Here is a 23,576-nt window from a genome sequence, read left to right on the forward strand (position 1 = left end):
ATTAGATTTACCCTTGCGGAAGGCAAGACCCCCCGCCTAGCATGTGAAGCGCGATTCACTTGACTGCTCAACGGAGAGTAGGAGACCCGGCGATGACACTTGTGGACCAGACCGAGCCCGCCGCACAGATGACCACCCGCAACCCCGTCGACGGCTCCGCCGTCGCGACGTACCCCGTCGCGGGCGCGGCGGAGGTCGCGGCCACCGTGGCGCGCGCCCGCGCCGGCGCCGAGTGGTGGCGCGGGCTGTCCTTCGCGGACCGGCGCGCGCACCTGCTGCACTGGAAGTCGGCGATCGCCCAGCGGGCCGACGAGCTCGCGAGCGTGATCGCCGCGGAGACGGGCAAGCCGCACGGCGACGCCGTGCTCGAGGTCATGCTCACCCTCGGCCACCTCGACTGGGCGGCCAAGCACGCCAAGGCCACGCTCAAGCGCCGCAAGGTCAAGGCGGGGCTGGTCAACTACAACCAGCACGCCACCGTCGGCTACGAGCCCTACGGGGTCGTCGGCGTCATCGGCCCCTGGAACTACCCGTTCTACACGCCCATGGGGTCGATCTCGTACGCGCTCGCGGCCGGCAACGCCGTGGTGTTCAAGCCGAGCGAGCTCACCCCGGGACCGGCGGCCTGGATCGCCGAGCGGTGGGCCGAGACCGTCGGGCACGACGTCCTCACGGCCGTCACGGGCGACCGGGGCACCGGCGCCGCGCTCGTGGCGGCGGACGTCGACAAGATCGCGTTCACCGGCTCCACCGCGACCGCCAAGAAGGTGATGGCCGCCGCGGCCGAGCGGCTCACCCCGATCGTCGCGGAGTGCGGCGGCTCGGACGCGCTGCTCGTGGCCGCGGACGCGGACCTCGACGCCGCCGCCGACTTCATCGTGTTCGGAGGCATGGGCAACAGCGGCCAGACCTGCGCGGGCGTCGAGCGCGTGTACGTCGTCGAGTCGGTGCGCGAGACGCTCGTCTCCAAGGTGGTCGACCGCGCACGCCGGCTCCGCACCGAGGGCGCGGACGCGCAGTACGGCCCCATGACGCTCCCGTCGCAGGTGGACGTCGTGCGCCGGCACGTGGACGATGCGATGCGCTCGGGCACCGTCGTGCTCGGCGGCGCGGACAGCTTCCGCGGCCGAGTCATCGCACCCATCGTCGTCACCGACGTCGACGAGCGCTCCGACGCGGTCCAGGAGGAGACCTTCGGCCCGCTCGTCATCATCAACCCCGTGGCCTCGCTCGACGAGGCGGTGCGCCGCGCGAACGCGACCGCGTACGGCCTGACCGCAGCCGTGTTCACGCGCGACACCGCGGCGGCGAACCGCGCGGCGGCCGCGCTCCACGTCGGGGCGGTGTCGATCAACTCGGTGCTCGGCTTCGCGGGCGTCGCCGCGCTCCCCTTCGGCGGCGTCAAGGGATCGGGGTTCGGCCGCATCCATGGCGCGGACGGGCTCCGCGAGTTCAGCGTGGTCAAGTCGATCGCGCGGCAGACCCGCAAGGCGGCGCTCAACCTGCTCACCATGGACCGCACCGAGAAGGACATGCACACGGCGGCCAAGATGATCCCGATGCTGCACGGGCGCTCCAAGCCGCCGCGCCACTCGACGGCCGGCTAGGAGCCACGCCCGCCCACCGACCGCCGTCTCCCCGCCGCCTCCTCGCTGCGGGTAGGCGGCGGTCGGTCTCGCGAGGCCGCAGCGCCGCAGCGGCAGGGCGTGCCAGCCGGACGATGCGCCGGCGACGCCGCGCCTGCCGCGGCGAGCGGGGCGATCCGGGGGTGGGCGGCTACACCCCGAGCACGGCCTCGAGCACCGGCGCGATCCACGCCTTCGCGACCGGCGCCGGGCTGCGCCGCAGCGCGACGCTGAGGTCCGCGACCACGTTGAAGGCCGCATGCACCAGGCACCGCGCCTCGCGCGGCTCCAGCTCCGGCCGCACGCGCGCGAGCAGCTCGACCCAGTCGTCCACGTGCGCACGCTGGACACGGCGCAGGCGCCGCTGATCCTCCTCCTCGAGGGCGCCCACGTCCGCCGCATACACGTCCATGAGGTCGCGGTCCTCGACCGCGAAGCGGATGTAGGCGGTCTCGAGGATCCGGAGCGCCTCGCGGGGCTCCTCGTGACCGAGCGCGTCCTCGGCGGCCGCGTCGAGCGCCGCCGCGGCGCGCCCGCACGCGGTGAGCAGGATCTCGGCCTTGCCGCCGAAGTGGCGGTACACGCCGGACGGGGTGAGATCCACGGCCGCGGCGATCTCCTCGATCGTGACGTCGTGGTAGCCGCGCTCCGCGAACAGCGCGATGCCCGCCTGCGTGAGCTGGTCCTTGCGCCGACGCGGCCGGGCCGGCTCCTCCCCCGCCTCCGCCGCCTCGGGCGCCGGGAGCTCGACCGCCATGAGGACCCGGAGCGCCGCCTCGTGCACGAGCGCACGGAGCGCCGCGACGGGGATCGCGGTGCGGTGCGTCGTCACGCTCGCGATCGCGCTGAGCGCCGCGAGCGCGGTGAGGTCGAGCGTGGCGGGGTCGAGCGTGGGCCGCAGCACGGCGGCGGGCTCGTCGAGGCGGCGACGCAGACCGGCGAACTCGTCGCGCAGCGCGTGACGGTCGTCGGGCCGGAGGTAGCGGCTCTCCCACCGGTAGATGCCGCCGGTCGCCCTCATCGCGATGGTCGCCCCGGCGAAGGCCTCGAGCAGCGCGTCGACGGCTACGCGCGCCGCCTCCGGCGTGGGCTCCGCCATGGGCGGCACGTCCTGGGTGGCGTCGTGGAGACGCCCCACCAGCCCGAGCGCGACCTCCCGGAAGAGGTCGTACTTGTTGTCGAAGTGCCGGTACAGCGCCGCGGCGGAGATCCCGACCTCGCGCGCGACGTCCTGCATCGCGACCCGGTGGTAGCCCCGTTCCGCGAAGAGCGCGGCCGCGGCGGCCTCGATCACCTGCCTGCGGTCGCGCGGGCGCCGCCTCACCGGCTCCGTCGCCATCGTCTCGCTCACGCTGGTCACACTAACGCCCGCGCGGCTCGCCGCGGAAGCGGGTAGCGCAAGAATGTGAATCGTGAGTAACATGCTGCTAGCTGGTCCCCGGAACGGCCGGCAGCGAAGGACGGGTGACGGCAAGGGCGCCGTCAGCCGGAGAGCTCGACGTACGAAGAGGTGCATGTCATGAGCGAGGCCACGCACGGCATCCCCGCGGGGGTGCGCCGCAACCACTGGATGAACCAGGTCCTCACGCACGCCGCGATGAGGCCCGACGCGACGGCGTTCAAGCATCGCGGGGAGGTGACGACGTGGAGCGGCGTCGCCGCGCACATGGACACGCTCGCCGCGGCCCTGCAGCGCCGCGGCGTCGGCTTCGGCGACCGCGTGCTCATGCTCACCCTCAACCACACGCTCGTGATCGAGACCGTGTTCGCGATCAACCGGCTCGGCGCGATCGCCGTGCCGATGAACGTGCGCCTGTCCCCCGCCGAGCTCGCGTACATCATCGACGACGCCGACGGCGACGTCGTCGTGGTGGACCAGCCGCTCGTGCCGCTCATCGCGGCGGCGCAGCAGGCCACGTCCCGCCTCAAGCGCATCATCGTCATCGGCGAGGCGGGAGAGGGCCAGGAGCCCATCTCGGCGCTGCTCGCGGAGCCCTCCGACGGGTTCGAGGCCCCCGACGTCCCCGAGGACTCGCCGTGCCTCATCATGTACACGTCCGGCACCACCGGCCGCCCCAAGGGCGCGATGCTCGACCACCTCAACATGGCCGCGCAGTCGCTCACGGTGATCCGCGTCAACAGCATCTTCGACGAGCGCGACGTCTCCTTCCTCACCGCCCCGCTGTTCCACATCGCGGGCCTGGGGTCGATCGGCGCGAACTTCATCGTCGGCATCCCGACGGTGCTCCATCCCCTGGGCGCGTTCAACCCGGAGGAGATCGTCGACGCCTGGGAGCGCGAGGGCGCCACCATCGTCTTCAACGTCCCGCAGCAGTGGCAGGCGATCTGCGCGGTGCCCGGCATCCGCGAGCGCGACCTCAAGCTCCGCGTCATCAGCTGGGGCGCCGCGCCGGCCTCCGACACCCTGCTGCGCACCATGTCGGACACCTTCCCCGACGCGCTCAACGTGGCCGTGTTCGGCCAGACCGAGATGTCCCCCATCACCTGCGCGCTGCGCGGCGAGGACGCGATCCACAAGCTCGGCTCGGTCGGGCGACCCGTGGTGACGGTCCAGCACCGCATCGTCGACGCGGACTTCAACGACGTCGCCCCGGGCGAGGTGGGCGAGATCGTCTACCGCGGCCCCAACCTCATGCAGGGCTACTGGCGCAAGCCGGAGGAGACCGCGAAGGCCTTCGAGAACGGCTGGTTCCACTCCGGCGACCTCGTGAAGCAGGACGCGGACGGCTTCGTCTGGGTGGTCGACCGCCTCAAGGACATGATCATCTCGGGCGGCGAGAACGTGTACTGCGCCGAGGTCGAGAACGCGCTGTTCGCCCACCCCAAGATCGTCGAGGCGGCCGTCTACGGGCGCGCGGACGAGCGCTGGGGCGAGGTGCCCGTCGCCGCCGTGGTGCTCAAGCCCGGCGAGACGCTCGACGTCACCGAGCTCCAGGCGTGGCTCGGCGACCGCCTCGCGCGCTTCAAGCAGCCCAAGGACGTCGTGCCGATCGAGGCCCTTCCGCGCAACGCGGCGGGCAAGGTCAACAAGGTCGCGCTGCGGGAGGCCGACCGCGCCGCCGTGCCGGTGTCGTAGCGACGATGCGGCGGGCAGCGACGTGGCACGCCTGACGGTCCCGGTCCAGCTGCGCTGGGCCGACGTGGACCCCAACGGCCACGTCAACAACGTCGCGTACCTCATGATCCTCGAGGAGGTGCGCATCCGCGCCCTCCACCCGATCATCGGGACCCTCGCGGACGAGCGCGGCGTGCTCGTCCGCGAGGGCGGCGCGCCCGTGGTGGTGGCACGCCACGAGATCGAGTACCTCCGCCAGCTCGCGTGGTCGCCCGAGCCGATCGAGGTCGACCTGTGGATCGCGCGGATCGGCGGCTCGAGCTGCGAGATCCACCACGAGCTGCGCTCCGCGGCCGGCGAGCCGTGCGCGCGCGTGGTCACGACACTCGTCTACCTCGACCGCGCGACGCAGGTGCCGCGCCGCCTCACGGAGGCGGAACGCGCCGCATACGCCCCGCTGCTGGACGAGCCGTTGACGATGCGCGGCGCCCCCGCGCGCCTCTGACGGCCGGCGCATCGTGCCCTGACACGGCGGCGGGCCGTCCCGGCCCGCACGCGAAGCGGCGCGGCCCCGCAGGACCGCGCCGCTCCCCTGTGATCAGGCCGCGTCAGGACGCGTCGAACAGGCCCTTGGCCTTGAAGTTGCCCTTGCCCGGCACGCCGTTGACGGCCTCCGTGCTCATGGCGAACTGGAGCGTCGCGTACGCGATCGCATCGGTGTTGACGTCGAGCGCCTCCATACTGAGGTTGTCGATGGTGTCGCACGCCGAGTGATAGCACGGGTCGTACGACTCGCCCGCGACGCCGCCGTACAGCGCGGCCTCGTCCTCGGTCTTGACGCCCTCGGCACCCGTGAACAGGCCGCCCGCCGGGATGCCGACGTCGATGAAGCCCGCATAGTCGGAGCGTCCCGAGAACTCGGTCGCCTGGAACGGCAGCCCCGCATCCGTGTAGAACTCCTCGAACGTCGACTCGATGACGTCGGATCCGGCCGGGCCCTCGAGACCGAACTCGGAACCGTCGCCGTCGTAGATGCCGAACATGTGGTTGGGCGAGCCCACCATGTCGAAGTTGAGGTAGAGCGCGATGTCGTCGATCTCCTCGTCGCTCAGCCCGCCCACGTACTCGTACGAGCCGATGAGCCCGGACTCCTCGGCCCCCCACCACGCGAAGCGCAGCTGGTTCTTGGTCTTGACCTTCGCCATCGCCTCCGCGACCTCGAGGATCGCTGCCGAGCCGGAGCCGTTGTCGTTGATGCCGGGGCCCTCGGGCACCGAGTCGAGGTGCGCGCCCGCCATCACGACGTTCGACGGGTCGCCTGTCGTCGACTCGGCGATCACGTTGGCCGTCTCGCGCGTCTCCGTGAGGGCGTCGACGGTGAGCGTGACCTCGGCGCCGCTGGCGAGGATGGCCTCGCCCACCTCGTAGGAGGCGCCGACGACGGGGATGCCGACCCCGAGACCGCCGAGCGTGCCCGCGAAGTTCGCCTCGCGCCCGTCCTGGCCCTCGTTGAAGATGATGACGCCCGACGCGCCGCTCGCCTCCGCGTTCGCGGCCTTGAGGTAGAAGCTGCACGAGCCTCGCTGGAGCACGGCGATGCTGCCGGGTGTGAAGCCCGCGAAGTCGTCGAGCTCGCAGCCCGAGGTCGACGTGTTCGCAGCCGGTCCCGGAGGCATCACCACGTCGACCGCCACGGGAAGGCCGGCAGCCGTACCCGACCCGGAGTACTCCATGGTCGCGAACCCGGGCTCGCCGAGGTACTCGTAGGCGACGCCGCCCTGCTCGAGGGAGGCCGGCGACAGCTCCTCGAAGTAGTCGAACGTGAACGGCTCGACGGAGACCTCGTAGCCGGCCGCCTCCATCGTGCCGACGACGTAGTCGACCGAGGCGTCGTAGCCCGGGGTGCTCGACGCACGCGTGCCGCCGTTGGCGTCCGCGATCGCCTGGAGCGCCTCGAGGTGCGCGAACGTGCCGTCGCCGGTCACGCATTCGAGCAGCTTGGCGGTGGTGTTGTTGACACGGCTGTCGCATGACTCCGGGCCCGCAGATGCGGCCGGCGCGGCCAGGATGGTCGCGCCGCAGGCCACGGTGAGCATGCTCACCAGCTTGATTCTGTGCATTTCCTCCCCATTTCTCACCTCAGCCGCTTTCGCAACCTATGCGCAGGTCGACCCACCACGTCGGACATTTCCTGCGTTTCGCACGAAACATGCGCAAAGGTTCAACAATCCAGCTCGCGTCAAGCACGAAGCGCGCGGCGCGAACCCACCCGGCGCATCGTCCCTGGCCTTGCTAGGTTTCGAGAGGGACGGGAGGAGGGCGGATGGCCGAGACCCCGACGCGCGCGCCGGTGAAGCTCTCGCTCCTCACCATGACGACCATGGTCGTCGGCACCATGGTCGGGGCCGGGGTCTTCACGCTCCCCCAGCGCTTCGCGGCGGCCACCGGCGTCGCCGGCGCGCTCATCGCGTGGACGATCGCCGGCGCGGGCACCCTCACGCTCGCGCTGATGTTCCAGGCGCTGTCGAACCGCAAGCCCGACCTCGACGCGGGCATCTACGCGTACGCGAAGGCGGGTTTCGGCGAGTACCTGGGCTTCTTCTCCGCCTTCGGCTACTGGGCGACCACCTGCGTGGGCAACGTGGCGTTCTGGGTGCTCATCATGTCGACGCTCGGCGGGCTGTTCCCCGCGCTGGGCGAGGGCGACACCATCCTCGCGGTCGCGCTGTCGACCGCGGGCCTGTGGGGCTTCTACCTGCTCGTGCGCCAGGGCGTGCGCGAGGCTGCGGCGATCAACCGCATCGTCACCATCGCGAAGCTCGTGCCGATCCTCGTGTTCATCGTGCTCGCGCTGTTCTACGTCGACCCTCAGGTGTTCCTCGACAACATGTCAGGCCCGGGCGACGAGCCGCTGTTCCAGCAGGTCCGGGCCACGATGCTGGTGATGGTGTTCGTGTTCCTCGGCGTCGAGGGCGCGAGCGTGTACTCGCGGCACGCGCGCCGCCGCGAGGACGTGGGCCGCGCGACGGTGCTCGGCTACCTCAGCGTGTTCGCGATCTTCGCCTCGGTGACGATGGTGTCGTACGGCATCATGCCGATCTCCGAGATGGCGGACCTGCGCCAGCCGTCGATGGCGGGCGTGCTCGAGGCGGCGGTGGGCGGCTGGGGCTCGGTGTTCGTGAGCGTGGGCCTCATCGTGTCGATCCTGGGCGCCTACCTCGCGTGGACCATGATCGCGGCGGAGCTGCTGTTCGTCGCCGCGAAGGACGGCGACATGCCGCGCTTCCTCGCGCGCCAGTCCGCGCGGGACGTGCCGGTCGCGGCGCTGCTCACGACGTCGTGGCTCACCCAGGTGATGCTGCTCGTGGTGCTCGTGTCCGCCGATGCGGTGAACTTCATGGTCGACCTCACGAGCGCGCTGTCGCTCATCCCGTTCCTCTTCGCCGCGGGCTACCTGCTCAAGATCGCGGCGACGCGCGACGGCTACCCGGAGATGCGCGACAGACGGCGCGAGCTGGCGCTCGGCGTGCTGGCGACCGCGTACGTGGTGTTCCTGCTGTTCGCGGCCGGGCTCACGTTCGTCCTCGTGTCCTCGATCATCTACGCGCCCGCGTCGATCCTGTTCGTGATGGTGCGCCGGGAGCAGGGGCGACGCTGGTTCAGCCCCCGCGAACGGGTGATCCTCGCGGTGTCGCTGATCGCGGCGGCGGTGGGCGTGGCGGGGCTCGCGACGGGCTGGCTCACCATCTAGGGACGATGCGGTGGGCCCGGGCCGGGCGCGGCGCGTCCGCCCTGGCAGATCCGGCCTGTGCGGCTACGGTCGAGTCACCCGACCCCGGAGGACGCGCATGGCCCCGACCCCGACCGGCTTCTTCACCCGCCATCGCGACGAGCTGATCCTGCAGGCGATCGGCAGCCTCGTGCTCGGCATGTTCGTCTCGCTCGCGCTGTACGTCGTGGACCAGATGCGCGAGGACGCCCGCAACGCGCGCGACGAGTCCCTGGGCAACTCGCTGTTCGTGCGCCAGGCGGTCATGAGCGATCGCGACGTGCTGCCGTTCTCCGCCCTGTACCTCGCCGAGGCTCAGCTGAGCGGGCTCGACCTGGCCGGCGCGGACCTGTCGGACGCGGTCCTCGCGGGCGCCGAGCTCAAGGGCACGGATCTCGCCGGTGCCGACCTGTCCGAGGCGGACCTCTCGGGCGCGGATCTCAGCGGCGCGGACCTCTCGGGCGCGAGCCTCGCCGAGGCGGACCTCTCGGGTGCGGACCTCAGCGGCACGGTGCTCACGGGCGCGGATCTCACCGCGGTGGAGGCCGACGGGGCGGGACACGACCCGGGCGATCCCCCGATCGGGGCGGAGGCGCTCGGCGAGGACCTCAGGGTCGACGCGGGCGAGGACGCCGACGACGACTGACCGCTCGCGCGTCGAGCGACCCGGGCGCGCTCGCGCAGCTCTCAGGGACGCGGCGCGACGGCCGCGCGGAACCACGCCTCGGACTCGGCCGCCATCGCGATCTCCACGAGCGGGCCGGGACCGCGCAGCGTGAGCACCACGGCGTCCATGCCGGGCGGCATCATGAAGTCGCCGCTGGTGCCCGGCCGGGCCGCATCGTCCACGGACTCCACCACGACCGTGGTCGAGCCGAGGTGCACCCGGCCGGGCGACACCTGCCACTCGCTGGAGAGCCACATGTCGCCGAAGCGCGGCAGGTCGCCGTGGACCGCATGGACCGCACCGAGCAGGATGCCGCCCCTCTGCAGGCGCGCGATCCGCGCGCGGGTCGCTCGCCGTGTCGCCCGGTCCGTGAACGGCTCGACGATCGCGCCCACCACGAACGACGCGAGCAGGTCGCCGATCATCGCTCCCCCTCGGTAGTCGAGCGAAGCATCCCACGCCCTCGGCCTCGCGGGTGGGAGCGCGGCCGGGCGCGCTCACGCAGCTCTCAGGGACGCGGCGCGACGGCCGCCCTCACACCTCGGTGACGCGATGCGGGCGCGTGAGCGCCTCGATGAGGTTCTCCGGCTGGTCGGTCGGCCGCGCGGCGTGGCGCGCGACCGCCGAGGACGCCAGCGACTCGTTGCCGTGCTCCTTCTCGCCGATGGGACGGATGTACGGCGGCCACAGCTTGAAGATGCCCGTGCGCGACCGGCCGATCGGCCCGAGCGCGTCCGGCACGAACGGCACCGTCGTCGCGTCCCCCGCCTCCAGGTGCCGCCCCGCGACGAACGCCCCGTTGGCGAAGGCGAGCCCCTGACCGGCCGCCATGCGCGCGATCCAGCCGAGCGCGAGGTCCGACAACCCCGTGTCCGGCGCCCCGCCACCCACGTTCGAGTGGCAGCCGGCGAACCACGCCTGCTCGAGGACCTGTCCGGGCGCGGGCTCCGGCAGGTCCCACAGCGTGGGCTGGAAGGTGGTCCGCTGCTCGTCGATCGCGAGCGCCTGGTACGCCGCGGTCACGGACCGGGACAGCTGCGTGTCGTGGAAGCTCCACCGCTTGTTGAACCACCGGACGATGGGGATGCTGCTGCCGGGGATGCCGAGCGAGCCGACCGTGTCGAACACGCCGACGAAGCGGATCGCGAGGTCGGGGTACGCGTAGCTGCGCCGGAACAGCTCGGCCTTGCGGGCGCCCGGAGCGGTCGACTTCGAGCGGCTCCGGTACAGCGCGTAGGCCTCGTCGAGGCGGTCGCGATGCTCGGGCCGCAGGATGCCCGCGTTGCGCAGGAAGCCCGCGGCGGAGCGCGCGGTGTACGCGCCGCGGCTGTAGCCGAGGAGGAAGATCTCGTCGCCGGGCTCGTAGTCGTCGGCGACGGCGGTGTACGCCTCGCGCACCGCCCGCGACAGCCCCCAGCCGAACGCGCCGCCGCGGATGATCTCGCCGCGCCGGGTGCCGACCCCGGGCAGGTAATGGGTGCGCTGCTCGACGCCGTCCGGGCCGCGCGGCGCGACCGCGAGCGCGATCTTGACGACGTTGGTCGGACGCGCCTGGTCAGGCTTGTTCCACGTCCCGTCGCAGCACACCACGATGCGCTTCATGGCGCCTCCCCCGCAGCCGCGCGAATGCCTCCAGCAGACGCCTGCCAGGGTGAACTGTCAAACGGAACCGGGTGCTACGGCCGCACGACCGCGACGATCTTGCCCGCCACGTGCCGTCCGGCGAGCCGGGCCAGCGCGTCCGGCACCTCGTCGAGGGCCACCGTCTCGCGCACGCGCGGGTCGAGGGTGCCGGCCGCGACGCGCCCCAGGAGGTCCGCGAGGCCCGTGGCGAGCCAGCGCACCGCGCGGTCGTCGCCCGAGGCGTGGGCCGCGCCGAGCGAGATCTCGTGGACGGAGGGCGCGACGGTGAACTCCGGCACCGCGGTGAGGTCCGCGCGGGACGCCACGCAGGCGATGCCGCCGCCGTGCACCAGGAGCCCGAGGTTGGCCGTCGCGGAAGCGGCGCTGACGGTGTCGACCACCGCGTCGACGCCGCGCCCCCCGGTGAGCTCGCGCACGCGCCCGGCCACGTCCTCGGTCCGGTAGTCGATGACCGTCTCGGCGCCGAGCGCGAGGACCTCGTCGCGGCGCGGGGACGATGCGGTGGCGAGCACGCGCGCACCGGCGGCCGCGGCGAGCTGGACCGCGAAGCCGCCCACCCCGCCGGCCGCCGCGGTCACGAGCACCGTGTCGGCGGGCCCGACGCGCAGCCGCCGCTCCACCGCCTGCAGCGCGGTGAGGCCCGCGCACGGCAGCGCGGCGGCCTCCGCCGCGCCCAGCCCGTCGGGCACGCGGGCGCACGCGAGCGCCGGGACGGCCGCCAGCGCCGCGAGTCCGCCGTCGCGGCGGAGGTCGGAGTGCACCGCGATCCGGTCGCCCGGGGCGAACCCGTCAACGTCCGCACCGAGGGCGACGACGGTGCCGACGACGTCGAGCCCGGGCACGTGCGGCCAGTCCCACGCGGGATGGCCCGACCCCGCGGTCCACGCGTCGACCGGGTTGAGGCCGCACGCCTCGACCTCGACGAGCACGTCGCCCGGTCCCGGAGCGGGGTCGGGCACCTCCCCGATCCGCAGGTGGTCGAGACCGGGTGCGTCCAGCAGCAGCGCCTTCATGGCCGTCACCGTACCGTCGCGCGGCCCGCGACGGGCGCGAGCCCCGTGCCCGCCGCCGCGCTCAGGCGAGGCCGGGCAGCGCCAGCGTGTGGTCGGTGCGGTCCACCTTGGCCGCGAGGTAGCGCGCGTTCGCGTCGGTGAGGTGGACGCCCGTGGACACACGCGCGTCCACGTCGACGCCGAGCAGCTCGAGCTGCGCCGCCTTGTCGGGGTTGTTGCTCAGCAGGCGGATGCGGTCCGCGCCCACGGCCCGGAGCATCTGCGCGGCCGGCGCGTAGTCGCGCTCGTCCTCGCCATGCCCGAGCGCGACGTTCGCCTCGTACGTGTCGAGCCCGGCGTCCTGCAGCGCGTACGCGTCGAGCTTCGCGTACAGCCCGATGCCGCGCCCCTCCTGGCGCAGGTAGAGGAGGAGGCCCCCCGCGGCGGCGATGCGCTCGACCGCCTCGCGCAGCTGCGGGCCGCAGTCGCAGCGCTCGGAGCCCAGCACGTCGCCGGTGAGGCACTCGGAGTGCGGGCGCACGAGCGGTCCCTCTCCTCCGGCCGCGGTGCGCGCGAGCGCCCCCTCCCAGTCGCCGAGCCCGATCGCGAGATGCTCGCGCCCGTCGGTCAACCCCTCGAACGTCATCACCCGGCCCGTCGTCGCGTAGCCGTCCGGGAATCGCAGCGGCACGGTGACCGCGGTGCGGATCGAGGCGGCCGGCGGGTCCAGCGGGCCGGTGGACGATGCGGCGGCGGGCGACGCGGCGCTCGTCACCGCATCGGCCGCCGTCCCGGCGTCGTCCGCTCGACGGCGGCTGGGGCAGATCGCGGTCATGGAACCTCCTCGGACGGGCGCGCACGCGCGCGGGATGGATGACGCAACAACCACCTGGCCGCGGCGATTCCCGCTCGCCCCGGCGCGACGCGCCGACGGGTTTGCACGGCGGGACTGCAACCGCTTACATTGGGCGTGATCCCGCGAGGCTCGACGGTGTGCACGCGGGTTCCTTCGTGCCCGAGATCCGGCGCGACGACGAGCCGAGAGGTGCCCCCATGACCGACGTCCGCGACCAGGAGTGGTGGCGCTCCTCCGTGATCTACCAGATCTACCCCCGCTCGTTCGCGGACTCGAACGGCACCGGTGTGGGCGATCTGCGCGGCATCACCGAGCGGCTCGGCTCGCTCGCGGACCTCGGCGTCGACGCGATCTGGCTGTCGCCCTTCTACCGCTCGCCGCAGCGCGACGCGGGATACGACGTCTCCGACTTCCGCGACGTCGACCCGCTGTTCGGCACCCTCGCCGACTTCGACGCGATGGTGGCCCGCGCGCACGCGCTCGGCCTGCGCGTCATCGCGGACATCGTCCCCAACCACTCGAGCTCCGACCACCCGTGGTTCCAGGAGGCCCTCGCGTCCGCGCCCGGCTCGCCCGAGCGCGCGCGCTACGTCTTCCGCGACGGCAAGGGCGAGGACGGCGAGCTGCCCCCGAACAACTGGGAGTCGGTCTTCGGCGGCCCCATGTGGACCCGCGTCACCGAGGCCGACGGCACGGCCGGCCAGTGGTACCTGCACATCTTCGACCCGTCGCAGCCCGACTTCAACTGGGAGCTCGAGGAGGTGCGCGCCGAGTTCGACGGCGTGCTTCGCTTCTGGCTCGACCGCGGCGTCGACGGCTTCCGCGTCGACGTGGCGCACGGCCTGATCAAGGCCGACGGCCTGCCCGACTTCGTGCAGTCCGACGAGGAGGCCTCGATGGGCGGCGGCGCCGCGACCCAGTCGCCGTACTGGGCCCAGGACGGCGTGCACGAGGTGTGGCGCCGCTGGCGCCGCATCGTCGACGAGTACGACGGCGACCGCATCCTCGCCGCCGAGGCCTGGGTCTACCCGCTCGACTTCATGGCCAACTGGGTGCGCCCCGACGAGATGCACCAGACCTTCAACTTCGGCTACATGGAGACGGACTGGGACGCGGACGCGCTGCGCGCGGTCATCGACGACTCGATCGCGACCTTCGGCGCGGTGGGCGCCCCGAGCACGTGGGTGCTGTCCAACCACGACATGATCCGCCACGCGACGCGCCTGTCCCTGGGCGAGGACACCCCGCAGGGCCACGGCATCGGCCCCGACTCGCCCGGCCTGCCCGACATCGAGGAGGGCATCCGCCGGGCCCGCGCGGCCTCCTTGCTCATGCTGTCGCTGCCCGGCGGCGCCTACCTCTACCAGGGCGAGGAGCTCGGCCTGCCGGAGGCCGTCGACATCCCCGGCGAGGCGCGCCAGGACCCCACGTGGCACCGCACCGAGGGCGAGCGCTACGGCCGTGACGGCTGCCGCGTGCCGCTGCCGTGGGAGGCCGATGCGCCGGCGTACGGCTTCTCGCCCACCGGCGAGGCCTGGCTGCCGCAGCCCGCGGTCTACGGCGTGCTCGCACGCGACGCGCAGCTGGGCGTCGAGGGCTCGACGCTCGAGATGTACCGCACGGCCCTGCGCCTGCGTCGCGAGCTCGGTCTCGGCACCGTCGCCGGCGCCGTGACGTGGGACGAGACCCCCGCGGGCGTGCTCGCCCACCGGGTGGGCGACGTGCACGTCGTCGCGAACGTGAGCGGGGCGCCGTTCCCGGTCGAGGGCGAGGTCCTCGTCACGTCGCACGCGCTCGAGGACGGCATGGTGCCCGCGGACGCAACCGTGTGGGTGCGCGTGCCCGAGTAGGATTCCCGCAGGATTGCGGGCGGCCGCCCCGGAGGACGGGACGGCCGGCGCGGACGGAAGGAGCCGAGGGTGGCGACGATCCAGCGGGTCGCTGAGCTGGCCGGCGTGTCCACGGCGACCGTGTCGCGCGCGCTCGCGGGCAAGGACACTGTGTCGGCGGCGACCCGGCTCAAGGTCGAGGAGGCCGCCCGGTCCCTCGGCTACGTCGCCTCGGCCACCGCATCGTCCCTCGCCTCAGGCCGCACCCGGAACGTCGGCATCGTGATGCCGTACCTGGGCAGCTGGTACTACGCGAGCGTGCTCAAGGGCGCCCACCGGGCGCTCGCCGACGCCGGCTACGACCTCACGCTCTACCACCTCGAGGACACCGACCGTCATCCCGAGCGGCGACGCCGGCTGTTCTCCGAGTTCCTGGGACGCAAGCGCGTCGACGCGTTCATCGCGGTCTCCCTCGAGCTCACCGACGAGGAGCTCGACCGCATCCACGACCTGGGCAAGCCGATGGTGGGCCTGGGCGGCCCGCTGCGCGGCGTCACCACGCTCAGCCTCGACGACCGCGCCGTCGCGGACCTCGCGACCTCCCACCTCACGTCGCTGGGTCACCGGCGCATCGCGTTCATCGGCGGCTCCGAGGGCTTCGACCTCGACTTCCACCTGCCGGCCCGCCGCCGTCAGGGCTACGAGGACGCGCTCACGGCCGCCGGCATCGACCTCGACCCGGCGCTGCGCCTCGAGGGCGACTTCACCATCGAGGGCGGCCACCAGGCGGCGCTGCAGATCCTGGGCGACCCGCGCCGCCGCCCCACCGCGATCTTCGCCGCGTCCGACGAGATGGCGATCGGCACGATCCTCGCGGCCCGCTCGCTCGGCCTGCGCGTGCCGGAGGACCTGTCCGTGGTCGGCATCGACGGGCACGAGCTGGGCCCCTTCTTCGGCCTCACCACCGTCGACCAGCGCCCGACCGAGCAGGGCCGCCTCGCCGCCGAGCTGCTGCTCAACGAGCTGCGCCCCCAGGGCCCGCACGAGCACACCGCCCGCGAGCTGCCGTACGACCTCACGGTGCGCCGCTCCACCGCGGTCGCGCCGGGACACCATGACTGACCTCGACGTGCTCGTGGTCGGACCCACGAGCGAGAACCAGATCGTCCTGCTCGACGAGCTCCCGCGGCGGGAGCCGCACACCGTGTTCGCGCGGTCGTCGACCACCGCGCTCGGCGGCACGTCCGCGGGCAAGGCGCTCCACCTGGTCGACCGCGGCGTCGGCACCATGCTCCTCACCACGCAGGGAGACGACGCGACGGGCGAGGCCCTCGTCGACGCCCTGCGGGGCTGCGGTGTCGACGTGCGCGCGGTGCGCACCGACGGTCCCACCGAGCGCCACCTCAACCTCATGTCCGCGCGCGGCGAGCGCGTGTCGATCTACCTCCAGGCCGCCGCCGAGATCGAGGCGGAGGAGCTCCGCCGGGCCCGCGCCACGGCACGCGAGGCGCTCGGCCGGGCGCGCGCCGTCTTCCTCGACCTCGCGGACCTGTCGCGGCGTCTCATCCCCGAGGTGACCGCGCTCGCGCACGAGGTGTGGGTCGACCTGCACGACTACGACGGCGTCGACGCCTTCCACCGGCCGTTCCTCGAGGCGGCGGACGTGGTCCTGATGAACGGCGACCGGATGTCCGCGCCGTCGACCTACCTGCGCGGGCTGGTCGCGGACGGCAAGACGCTCGCGGTGTGCACGCTGGGCGCGCGCGGCGCGATCGCGGTGGGCCCCGACGGGTCCTTCGCGCGGGTCGAGGCGCCCCAGGTCGACGTGGTCGACCCCAACGGTGCGGGCGACGCGTTCGCCGCGGGCGTGATGTCGCACGCGCTGCGCGTGGGCGGCGCCGCCTCGCTCACCGGCGACGCGCTATGGGAGGCGCTCGAGGCCGGGTCCGCCCAGGCCGTGCGCGCGATCACCAGCAGCCAGCTGTCGCCGCTGCTCGCGCAGTCCGCCCGCGCCTCCGGCTGACCGCGCTCCCGGCCAATCCCCCGGCCCCGGCCCCCGGCAACCGTGAGGAATAGTGACGCTTCGGGGCCGCGCCCGGCCACAACCGTGAGGAATCCTGCCGGTCTTACCGGACGCGGGGCCGGGTGACGAGCGCCACCACGAGGAACACCGCCGCCACCGCGAAGCCGATCAGCGCGATCACGCTCAGCCGGTCCTCGAGCATCGCGACCGTGTCCTCGCTGACGATCCGGACGAGCGCGCTGCCCGCGGTGCCGTCCGCACCACCCGGCAGCACGGCGGCGATGCCGTCGACGCCCCACCACCTCAGCGCGAGCCACAGGCCGCCCGCGATGGCTCCCACCGCGAGCCCGGCCTTCGCCATGAACCACCGCAGCCGGTGCGTGACGAAGAGCCCGAGCACGATCAGCGCGAGGCCCGCCCACAGCGCCCACCGCTGGGCGAGCTCCATGAGCCGGTAGCCGGTGCGGACGTCGTCGAACGTGTCGGCGTCCATCACCTCGACCGGTACCGGCGCGAGGGACACCTCGGGCGCGCGCTCCCCCACCACCGGGATCCGGTCGATCTGGCCGTTCACGTACGCCGAGGCGTCCACGTCGATGACGAGCGGGCCCGGCGCGCGATCCTCCTCGGTGAGCTCGGCGGACAGCTGGCCGTGCGCATCGTCCACCTGCGCGAGCACCGCCTCGCGGAAGTCGCGCGTGCGCGCGGCCCCCGCGATCGCGTCGCGGACCACGTCGTCGAGCCCGAGCAGCGACAGGTCGAGGCCCGCGTCGGCGAGCGCGTCGAGCGCGCCGTCGGCGATGGCGTCGCCGACCGCGTCGACGATGACGTCGTTGTCGAGCGCCCGCGCGGCGATGGCCTGGACGGCCGTGCCGTCCTCGACGGCCTTGACGACGACCCCGCTCACGGCCCACAGCGCGATGAGCGAGCCGCCGACGATGATGAGCAGCGCCGACAGGACGGTGCGCAGAGCGCTCACCGCGCGTCCTCGTCCCAACCGAAGAACAGCCTCTCGGTGACGGTGCGGGCGCGGCGCGCGTTGCGGGAGTACCGCTCGTCGAGCTCGGGCCCGGTCCGGTTGCTGCCGAGGATCTCGGCGAGCACCCCGAGCTCGCGCAGGTCCGCGGGCAGCACGTCGGTGTCGCGGACCTTGCCGCGCAGCGCGAGCGCGCCGCGGAGGTCCGTCGCGAGCACCCACGCGGAACGCAGGATGGTCGCGTCCGGCCGTGCGATGAGGTCGAGCTCGGCGGCCGCCGCGAGCGCCTCGAGCGTCACCGTGGTGCGCAGCTCGGGGTGGGCGTGACCGTGCCGCAGCTGCGTGAGCTGCACCACCCACTCGACGTCGGACAGGCCGCCGGGTCCCAGCTTGAGATGGCGGCGTGGGTCGATCCCGCGCGGCAGCCGCTCGGCCTCCATGCGGGCCTTGAGCAGACGCATCTGCTTGAGCGCGCCGTCGGGCAGCCGCGGCGGGTAGCGCACCGTGTCGATCATGCGGACGAAGGCCTCGCGCAGGTCGGGGTCGCCCGCGCACGGCCGGGCACGCAGCAGCGCCTGCGCCTCCCACGGGTCCGCCCACCGCCCGTAGTACTCGGTGCACGAGGCGAGCGAGCGCGCGAGCGGTCCGTTGCGGCCCTCGGGGCGCAGATCCGCGTCGATCTCGAGGGGCGGCTGCGGGCCCACCTTCTGCAGCAGCGTGCGCAGCTCCTGGGCGAGCTGCACCGCGATCGCCTGACCGTCCTTCGACTCGCCGTCCCACACGAACTGCACGTCGGCGTCGGACTGATAGCCCATCTCGAGGCCGCCGTACCGGCCCATCGCGATGACCGCGAAGCGGATGGGGAGCTCGTCGAGCCCGCGGGCCTCGCGCACGCGGTGCTGGGCGATCCGCAGCGCGCCCTCGATCACCATGTCCGCCGCATGCGACACCGCGAGCGCGGCGTGCGAGGCGTTGATCATGCCGAGCACGTCGGCGGCGGCCACGCGCGACAGCTCGCGACGGCGCAGCCCGCGCAGCGCGGTGATCGCCTGCTCGGGATCGTGCGAGCGCCGCAGCACCGCGTCGGCCTCGCCCCAGAGGCGGGCGTAGCTGCGGGGCTCGAGGTCCTCGTCGCGGTCGAGCCACGTCACCGCCTCGCCCGAGGCGAGCAGCGCGCGGGCGACGTACCCGGAGGTCGACAGCAGCCGCGCGAGCCGCTCGGCCGCCGTCGCGGAGTCGCGCAGCAGCTTGAGGTACCACTGCGAGCTCGACAGCTGCTCGGACAGCTGGCGGAAGGCGAGCAGCCCCGCGTCCGGGTCGGCGCCCTGCGCGAACCAGCCGATCATCGCCGGCATGAGCTGACGCTGGATCGACGCCGATCGGGACACGCCCTCGGTCAGCGCCTGGATGTGGCGGTACGCGCCCGCCGGGTCGACGAAGCCGACGGCGGACAGGCGGGCCCGGGCGGCCGCATCGTCCAGGCGCGCCTCGTCGGCGGACAGCCGGGCGACCACGGGCAGGATGGGCCGGTAGAACATCTCGAGGTGCATGGCGCGGACGTCGCGGCGGATGTCGGTCCACACCTCGTCCATGTAGTGCACGGTCGCGAAGCCGGAGGCGCGCGCGAGCACCCGTCGCTCCTGGTCGCCCTCGGGCATGAGGTGGGTGCGGGTGAGCTTGCGCATCTGCAGGCGGTGCTCCCACACCCGCAGCTGGCGGTACGAGCGGTCCATCGCGGCCGCCTGCGGGCGTCCGACGTACCCGCCGGCGCGCAGCCGCGCGAGAGCGTCGAGGGTGCCGCGCACGCGCAGCGACTCGTCGGCGCGGCCGTGCACCAGCTGGAGCATCTGGATGGTGAACTCGACGTCGCGCAGCCCGCCGGGTCCCAGCTTGATCTGCCGGTCCGCCTCGGCGGCGGGCACGTGCTGCTCGACGCGCCGGCGCATGGCCTGCGCGGACTCGACGAAGCCGTCGCGCTCGACCGCGGTCCACACCATCGGCCACATCGCCTCGATGTAGCGGGCGCCCACCTCGGGGTCGCCGGCGACCGGGCGCGCCTTGAGCAGCGCCTGGAACTCCCACGTCTCCGCCCAGCGCTCGTAGTAGGCACGATGCGCGCCGACGTTGCGCACGAGCGGCCCGTCGCGACCCTCGGGCCGCAGGTTCGGGTCGACCTCCCACAGCGCGGGCTCGATGCCCATGCCCGAGCAGGTCTTCGCGGCGGCGACGGCGAGGCGGGTGGCGACGCGCAGCGAGCGGTCGTCCTCGACCCCCTCGGCAGGCTCGGCCACGTAGATGACGTCGACATCGGAGACGTAGTTGAGCTCCCGGGCACCGCACTTGCCCATCGCGATGATCGCGAGGCGGGTGGCGGCGTGGTCGGGTTCGTCGTGGCGTGCGATGGCGAGGCCCGCCTCGAGCGCGGCGCCGGCGAGGTCCGCGAGCGCGGCCCCCACGGCGGGCATGAACGTCGGCGGCGCGGCGGAGTACAGGTCCTCGGCGGCGACGCGCATGAGCGCGCGGCGGTACGCGACCCTCATCGCGCGCTGCCCCTCGGCACCGCCGATCGCGGCGACCGGCGCATCGTCCGCCGGATCGGCGCCGACGGCCTCGAGCAGCGCGGCCCGGACGTCGACCTCCGGGAACGGCGGGGCGTCGTCCCATGCCGCGAAGTCGCCCAGCAGCTCCGGGTGGCGGATGAGGAAGTCGCCGAGCGCGAGCGAGCCGCCGAGCAGGACGCCCAGCTTCGCCCCGGCCTCGGTCGCGGCGAGCGAGCGGAGCGTGTCGAGGTGGCCGCCGTCGCGCGCGGCCTCGGCGAGGCGCACCAGCTCGAGCAGGCCCGCATCGGGGTCCGCGAGGTACGACACGAGCGTCGCCGGATCCTGGAACTCGATCCCGACGATCTGCTGGATCTCCTCGACCAGCGCGGCCGCCCGCGTGGGGTCGGCGGCGCCCGCACGCCGCAGCAGCGTGGTGAAGGAGACCTCGCGCGCGCTCATGGCGCCCCCTCTAGAGGACGGAGAGGTAGGTGTCGAGCTCGTACGGGGTCACCTGGGCGCGGTACGCCTCCCACTCGGCGCGCTTGTTGCGCAGCACGAAGTCGAACACGCGCTCGCCGAGCGTCTCGGCGACCAGCTCCGAGCGCTCCATCTCCGTGATCGCCTCGGCGAGCGAGGTCGGCAGCGGCTCGTAGCCCATCGCGCGGCGCTCGGCGTTCGACAGCTCCCACACGTCGTCCTCGGCGCCCTCGGGCAGCTCGAGGCCCTCCTGGATGCCCTTGAGGCCGGCGGCGAGCAGCACCGCGAACGCGAGGTACGGGTTGGCCGCCGAGTCCATCGCGCGGTACTCGACGCGCGCCGACTGGCCCTTGCCGGGCTTGTGCACGGGCACGCGCACCAGCGCGGAACGGTTGTTCGAGCCCCAGCACACGTACGACGGCGCCTCGGCACCGCCCCACAGGCGCTTGTACGAGTTGACGTACTGGTTGGTGATCGCGGTGATCTCGGGCGCGTGCCTGAGCAGCCCGGCCATGAACTGCCGCGCCACCAGGGACAGGCCCATCTCGCCGCTGGGCTCGTGGAACGCGTTGCGGTCGCCCTCGAACAGGCTCATGTGGGTGTGCATGCCCGAGCCCGGGGCCTCGAACAGCGGCTTCGGCATGAAGGAGGCGAAGACGCCCTGCTCGAGCGCGACCTCCTTGATGACCGTGCGGAACGTCATGACGTTGTCCGCGGTGGTGAGCGCGTCCGCGTAGCGCAGGTCGATCTCGTTCTGGCCCGGTCCGGCCTCGTGGTGGCTGAACTCGACCGAGATGCCCATGTTCTCGAGCATCGTGATCGCCTCGCGGCGGAAGTTGTGCGCGGTGCCGCGCGGGACGTTGTCGAAGTAGCCGGCACGGTCGACGGGGACCGGCTGCTGGCCGCTCTCGAACTGCTTGAACAGGTAGAACTCGATCTCGGGGTGCGTGTAGAAGCTGAACCCCTGATCGGAAGCCTTGTCGAGCGTGCGCTTGAGGACCTGGCGCGGGTCCGACATCGCGGGCTCGCCGTCGGGCGTGAAGATGTCGCAGAACATGCGGGCCGCGCCCTGGCGCTCGCCGCGCCACGGCAGGATCTGGAAGGTCGCCGGGTCGGGCTTGGCGATCATGTCGGCCTCGTAGACGCGCGTGAGGCCCTCGACCGCGGAGCCGTCGAAGCCGATGCCTTCCGAGAACGCGTTCTCCAGCTCCGCGGGAGCGATCGCCACCGACTTGAGGATCCCGAGCACGTCGGTGAACCAGAGACGGATGAAGCGGATGTCGCGCTCCTCGACGCTGCGGAGCACATATTCCTGCTGCTTGTCCATGCGGCCTATCCTGCCCCATCCATGTGACGATCGTGTGTCGTCGCCTGGCGTGCCGCGCGCTCTACGCTTGACCCATGTCCGACCTCCGCATCGCGCTCGCCCAGATCAACACCTGCGTGGGCGACATCGCAGGTAACACCGCCCTCATCCTCGACCGCTGCCGTGCCGCGCACGCGCTCGGCGCGCACGTGGTGGCGTTCCCCGAGATGACCACCACCGGCTACCCGATCGAGGACCTCGCGCTGCGCGAGAGCTTCCAGCGCGCCGCCGCGGGCGCCGTCTCCACCATCGCCGAGGCCCTGGCCGACGAGGGGCTCGGGGAGCTCATGGTGATCCTCGGCACGCTCGGGGTCTCCGAGGGTGGGATGCCGTTCAACCAGGCCGTGGTGCTGTCCGGCGGCGAGGTGGTCGCCCGCTACAACAAGCATCATCTGCCCAACTACGGCGTCTTCGACGAGCGCCGCATCTTCGCCGCGGGCGAGGACGCGTGCGTGGTCTCCCCCGCATCGTCCCCCGTGGGCCTCGCGATCTGCGAGGACATCTGGCAGGACGGCGGCACCGTCGCCGCGCTGTCGGGCCGCGACCTGCGCCTGCTCGTGGTGCTCAACGGCTCGCCGTTCGAGGAGGGCAAGGGCCACACCCGCGTCGAGCTCGCCGCCAGGCGCGCCCGCGAGGTCGGGGCGCCGCTCGCGTACGTCAACATGTGGGGCGGCCAGGACGACCTGGTCTTCGACGGCCACTCGTTCATCGTGTCCGCCGAGGGCGAGGTCGTGGCCTCAGCGCCGGGCTTCACCGACGCCATGATCGTGTGGGACGTGCCGGAGGCCGGGGTGCCGGCCGAGCCGTCCGGCATCGCGCCGTCCGAGTCGCTCGACGAGCAGACCTACTGGGCCTGCGTCACCGGCCTGCGCGACTACGTGCGCAAGAGCGGGATGTCCAAGGTGGTGCTCGGCCTGTCCGGCGGCATCGACTCGGCGCTCGTCGCGGCCATCGCGGCCGATGCGCTGGGCGGCGAGAACGTCATCGGCGTCTCGATGCCGTCGCGCTACTCGTCCCCGCACTCGCGGGACGATGCGATGGACCTGGCCCACCGCATCGGCGCCGACTACCGCGTCCAGCACATCATGCCGATGGTCGAGGCCTTCGAGCAGCAGATGGAGCTGTCGGCGGTCGCCGCGGAGAACATCCAGGCGCGGGTGCGCGGCATGATCCTCATGGGCATCTCGAACTCGGAGGGCGTCTTCACCCTCGCCACCGGCAACAAGTCGGAGCTCGCGGTCGGGTACTCGACCGTCTACGGCGACGCGGTGGGCGCCTTCGCCCCCATCAAGGACCTCGACAAGACCCGCGTGTGGGAGCTGTCGCGGTGGCGCAACGCGTTCGCGCGCTCGCGCGGCGAGGTGGAGCCCATCCCCCAGAGCTCGATCGACAAGGAGCCCTCGGCGGAGCTGCGCCCGGACCAGCGCGACAGCGACTCGCTGCCCGACTACGCGCTGCTCGACCAGGTCCTCGACGCGTACGTCGAGCACGCCGAGGGGCGCGAGGAGCTGCTCGCGCGCGGCTTCGACGCCGCGGTGGTCGACAAGGTGCTCGCGCTGGTCGACCGCGCCGAGTGGAAGCGCCGCCAGTACCCGCCGGGCCCCAAGGTGACCGCGCTGGCCTTCGGGCGCGACCGCCGGCTCCCGATCACGAGCCGCTGGGTGGAGTAGCGCCTCCCTGCCCCGCCGCCCCGTCATGCGCGCTGCGGGGAACTCGGCGACGGTTTCCGAAGGTTT

At 73.0% G+C, this 23,576-nt stretch carries 18 protein-coding genes; 9 read left to right on the top strand and 9 right to left on the bottom strand.

The genetic code is table 11. From position 1 onward, the window contains the following. Nucleotides 1-92: 92 nt before the first annotated feature. Nucleotides 93-1,607, top strand: coding sequence for an aldehyde dehydrogenase family protein (locus QQX09_RS02235; protein WP_301131065.1), 1,515 nt, complete (start codon nt 93-95; stop codon nt 1,605-1,607). Between the two features lie 169 nt (nt 1,608-1,776). Here the strand turns inward: QQX09_RS02235 and QQX09_RS02240 are convergent, their stop codons facing one another. Next, a complete protein-coding gene (locus QQX09_RS02240; protein ID WP_301131066.1) occupies nt 1,777-2,976 on the bottom strand; it encodes a TetR/AcrR family transcriptional regulator in 1,200 nt (399 codons plus the stop codon). A 168-nt stretch (nt 2,977-3,144) separates the two neighbouring features. On the opposite strand from QQX09_RS02240, the gene QQX09_RS02245 reads away from it, so the two are divergent. Both QQX09_RS02245 and QQX09_RS02250 read left to right on the top strand, forming a co-directional pair. Next, complete coding sequence (locus QQX09_RS02245) at nt 3,145-4,722, top strand: long-chain-fatty-acid--CoA ligase (RefSeq protein ID WP_301131067.1); 1,578 nt, start codon at nt 3,145-3,147, stop codon at nt 4,720-4,722. A 22-nt stretch (nt 4,723-4,744) separates the two neighbouring features. Beyond that, entirely contained in the window at nt 4,745-5,206 is a 462-nt protein-coding gene (locus tag QQX09_RS02250; protein WP_301131068.1) for an acyl-CoA thioesterase, read from the top strand. A 103-nt stretch (nt 5,207-5,309) separates the two neighbouring features. Here QQX09_RS02250 and QQX09_RS02255 read toward each other — a convergent pair whose 3' ends face one another. After that, entirely contained in the window at nt 5,310-6,797 is a 1,488-nt protein-coding gene (locus tag QQX09_RS02255; RefSeq protein WP_301131158.1) for a M28 family metallopeptidase, read from the bottom strand. A 227-nt stretch (nt 6,798-7,024) separates the two neighbouring features. On the opposite strand from QQX09_RS02255, the gene QQX09_RS02260 reads away from it, so the two are divergent. Both QQX09_RS02260 and QQX09_RS02265 read left to right on the top strand, forming a co-directional pair. Beyond that, a complete protein-coding gene (locus QQX09_RS02260) occupies nt 7,025-8,452 on the top strand; it encodes a basic amino acid/polyamine antiporter (protein WP_301131069.1) in 1,428 nt (475 codons plus the stop codon). A gap of 97 nt (nt 8,453-8,549) precedes the next feature. Further along, the gene (locus QQX09_RS02265) at nt 8,550-9,116 is read left to right on the top strand and encodes a pentapeptide repeat-containing protein (RefSeq protein WP_301131070.1); all 567 of its coding nucleotides are present in this window, start codon (nt 8,550-8,552) and stop codon (nt 9,114-9,116) included. A gap of 41 nt (nt 9,117-9,157) precedes the next feature. Here QQX09_RS02265 and QQX09_RS02270 read toward each other — a convergent pair whose 3' ends face one another. From QQX09_RS02270 to QQX09_RS02285, 4 genes are all read right to left on the bottom strand, one after another. Beyond that, nucleotides 9,158-9,562 carry a hypothetical protein gene (locus tag QQX09_RS02270; protein ID WP_301131071.1) on the bottom strand — a complete coding sequence of 135 codons (405 nt, stop codon included), beginning with the start codon at nt 9,560-9,562 and terminating at the stop codon, nt 9,158-9,160. 109 nt (nt 9,563-9,671) lie between these two features. Next, nucleotides 9,672-10,739, bottom strand: coding sequence for a T6SS phospholipase effector Tle1-like catalytic domain-containing protein (locus tag QQX09_RS02275; RefSeq protein WP_301131072.1), 1,068 nt, complete (start codon nt 10,737-10,739; stop codon nt 9,672-9,674). Between the two features lie 74 nt (nt 10,740-10,813). Then, complete coding sequence (locus QQX09_RS02280; RefSeq protein ID WP_301131073.1) at nt 10,814-11,794, bottom strand: zinc-binding dehydrogenase; 981 nt, start codon at nt 11,792-11,794, stop codon at nt 10,814-10,816. Nucleotides 11,795-11,855: 61 nt separating this feature from the next. After that, nucleotides 11,856-12,608: a GTP cyclohydrolase II gene (locus QQX09_RS02285; RefSeq protein WP_301131074.1), complete on the bottom strand. Its 753-nt coding sequence runs from the start codon at nt 12,606-12,608 to the stop codon at nt 11,856-11,858. Nucleotides 12,609-12,826: 218 nt separating this feature from the next. Here QQX09_RS02285 and QQX09_RS02290 point away from each other — a divergent pair, with 218 nt between their 5' ends. The 3 genes from QQX09_RS02290 to QQX09_RS02300 all read left to right on the top strand — a co-directional run bounded on the left by QQX09_RS02290 (nt 12,827) and on the right by QQX09_RS02300 (nt 16,481). Then, the gene (locus QQX09_RS02290) at nt 12,827-14,479 is read left to right on the top strand and encodes a glycoside hydrolase family 13 protein (RefSeq protein ID WP_301131075.1); all 1,653 of its coding nucleotides are present in this window, start codon (nt 12,827-12,829) and stop codon (nt 14,477-14,479) included. Nucleotides 14,480-14,548: 69 nt separating this feature from the next. After that, nucleotides 14,549-15,580: a LacI family DNA-binding transcriptional regulator gene (locus tag QQX09_RS02295; RefSeq protein WP_301131076.1), complete on the top strand. Its 1,032-nt coding sequence runs from the start codon at nt 14,549-14,551 to the stop codon at nt 15,578-15,580. After that, entirely contained in the window at nt 15,573-16,481 is a 909-nt protein-coding gene (locus QQX09_RS02300; protein WP_301131077.1) for a carbohydrate kinase family protein, read from the top strand. Before QQX09_RS02295 ends, QQX09_RS02300 begins: the two co-directional genes overlap by 8 nt. A gap of 103 nt (nt 16,482-16,584) precedes the next feature. Here the strand turns inward: QQX09_RS02300 and QQX09_RS02305 are convergent, their stop codons facing one another. The 3 genes from QQX09_RS02305 to glnA are packed head-to-tail and all read right to left on the bottom strand — an operon-like array spanning nt 16,585 to nt 21,801. Further along, nucleotides 16,585-17,460, bottom strand: a complete 876-nt coding sequence (locus QQX09_RS02305; protein ID WP_301131078.1) for a hypothetical protein — start codon at nt 17,458-17,460, stop codon at nt 16,585-16,587. After that, complete coding sequence (locus QQX09_RS02310) at nt 17,457-20,456, bottom strand: bifunctional [glutamine synthetase] adenylyltransferase/[glutamine synthetase]-adenylyl-L-tyrosine phosphorylase (RefSeq protein WP_301131079.1); 3,000 nt, start codon at nt 20,454-20,456, stop codon at nt 17,457-17,459. Before QQX09_RS02310 ends, QQX09_RS02305 begins: the two co-directional genes overlap by 4 nt. Before the next feature lie 10 nt (nt 20,457-20,466). Next, the gene (gene glnA, locus QQX09_RS02315; protein WP_301131080.1) at nt 20,467-21,801 is read right to left on the bottom strand and encodes a type I glutamate--ammonia ligase; all 1,335 of its coding nucleotides are present in this window, start codon (nt 21,799-21,801) and stop codon (nt 20,467-20,469) included. Between the two features lie 74 nt (nt 21,802-21,875). Between glnA and QQX09_RS02320 the strand changes: the two genes are divergently transcribed. Then, complete coding sequence (locus tag QQX09_RS02320; RefSeq protein ID WP_301131081.1) at nt 21,876-23,510, top strand: NAD+ synthase; 1,635 nt, start codon at nt 21,876-21,878, stop codon at nt 23,508-23,510. Nucleotides 23,511-23,576 lie beyond the last annotated feature (66 nt).

Origin of the sequence: Demequina litoralis (assembly GCF_030418455.1) — a bacterium.
GTDB lineage: Bacteria > Actinomycetota > Actinomycetes > Actinomycetales > Demequinaceae > Demequina > Demequina litoralis.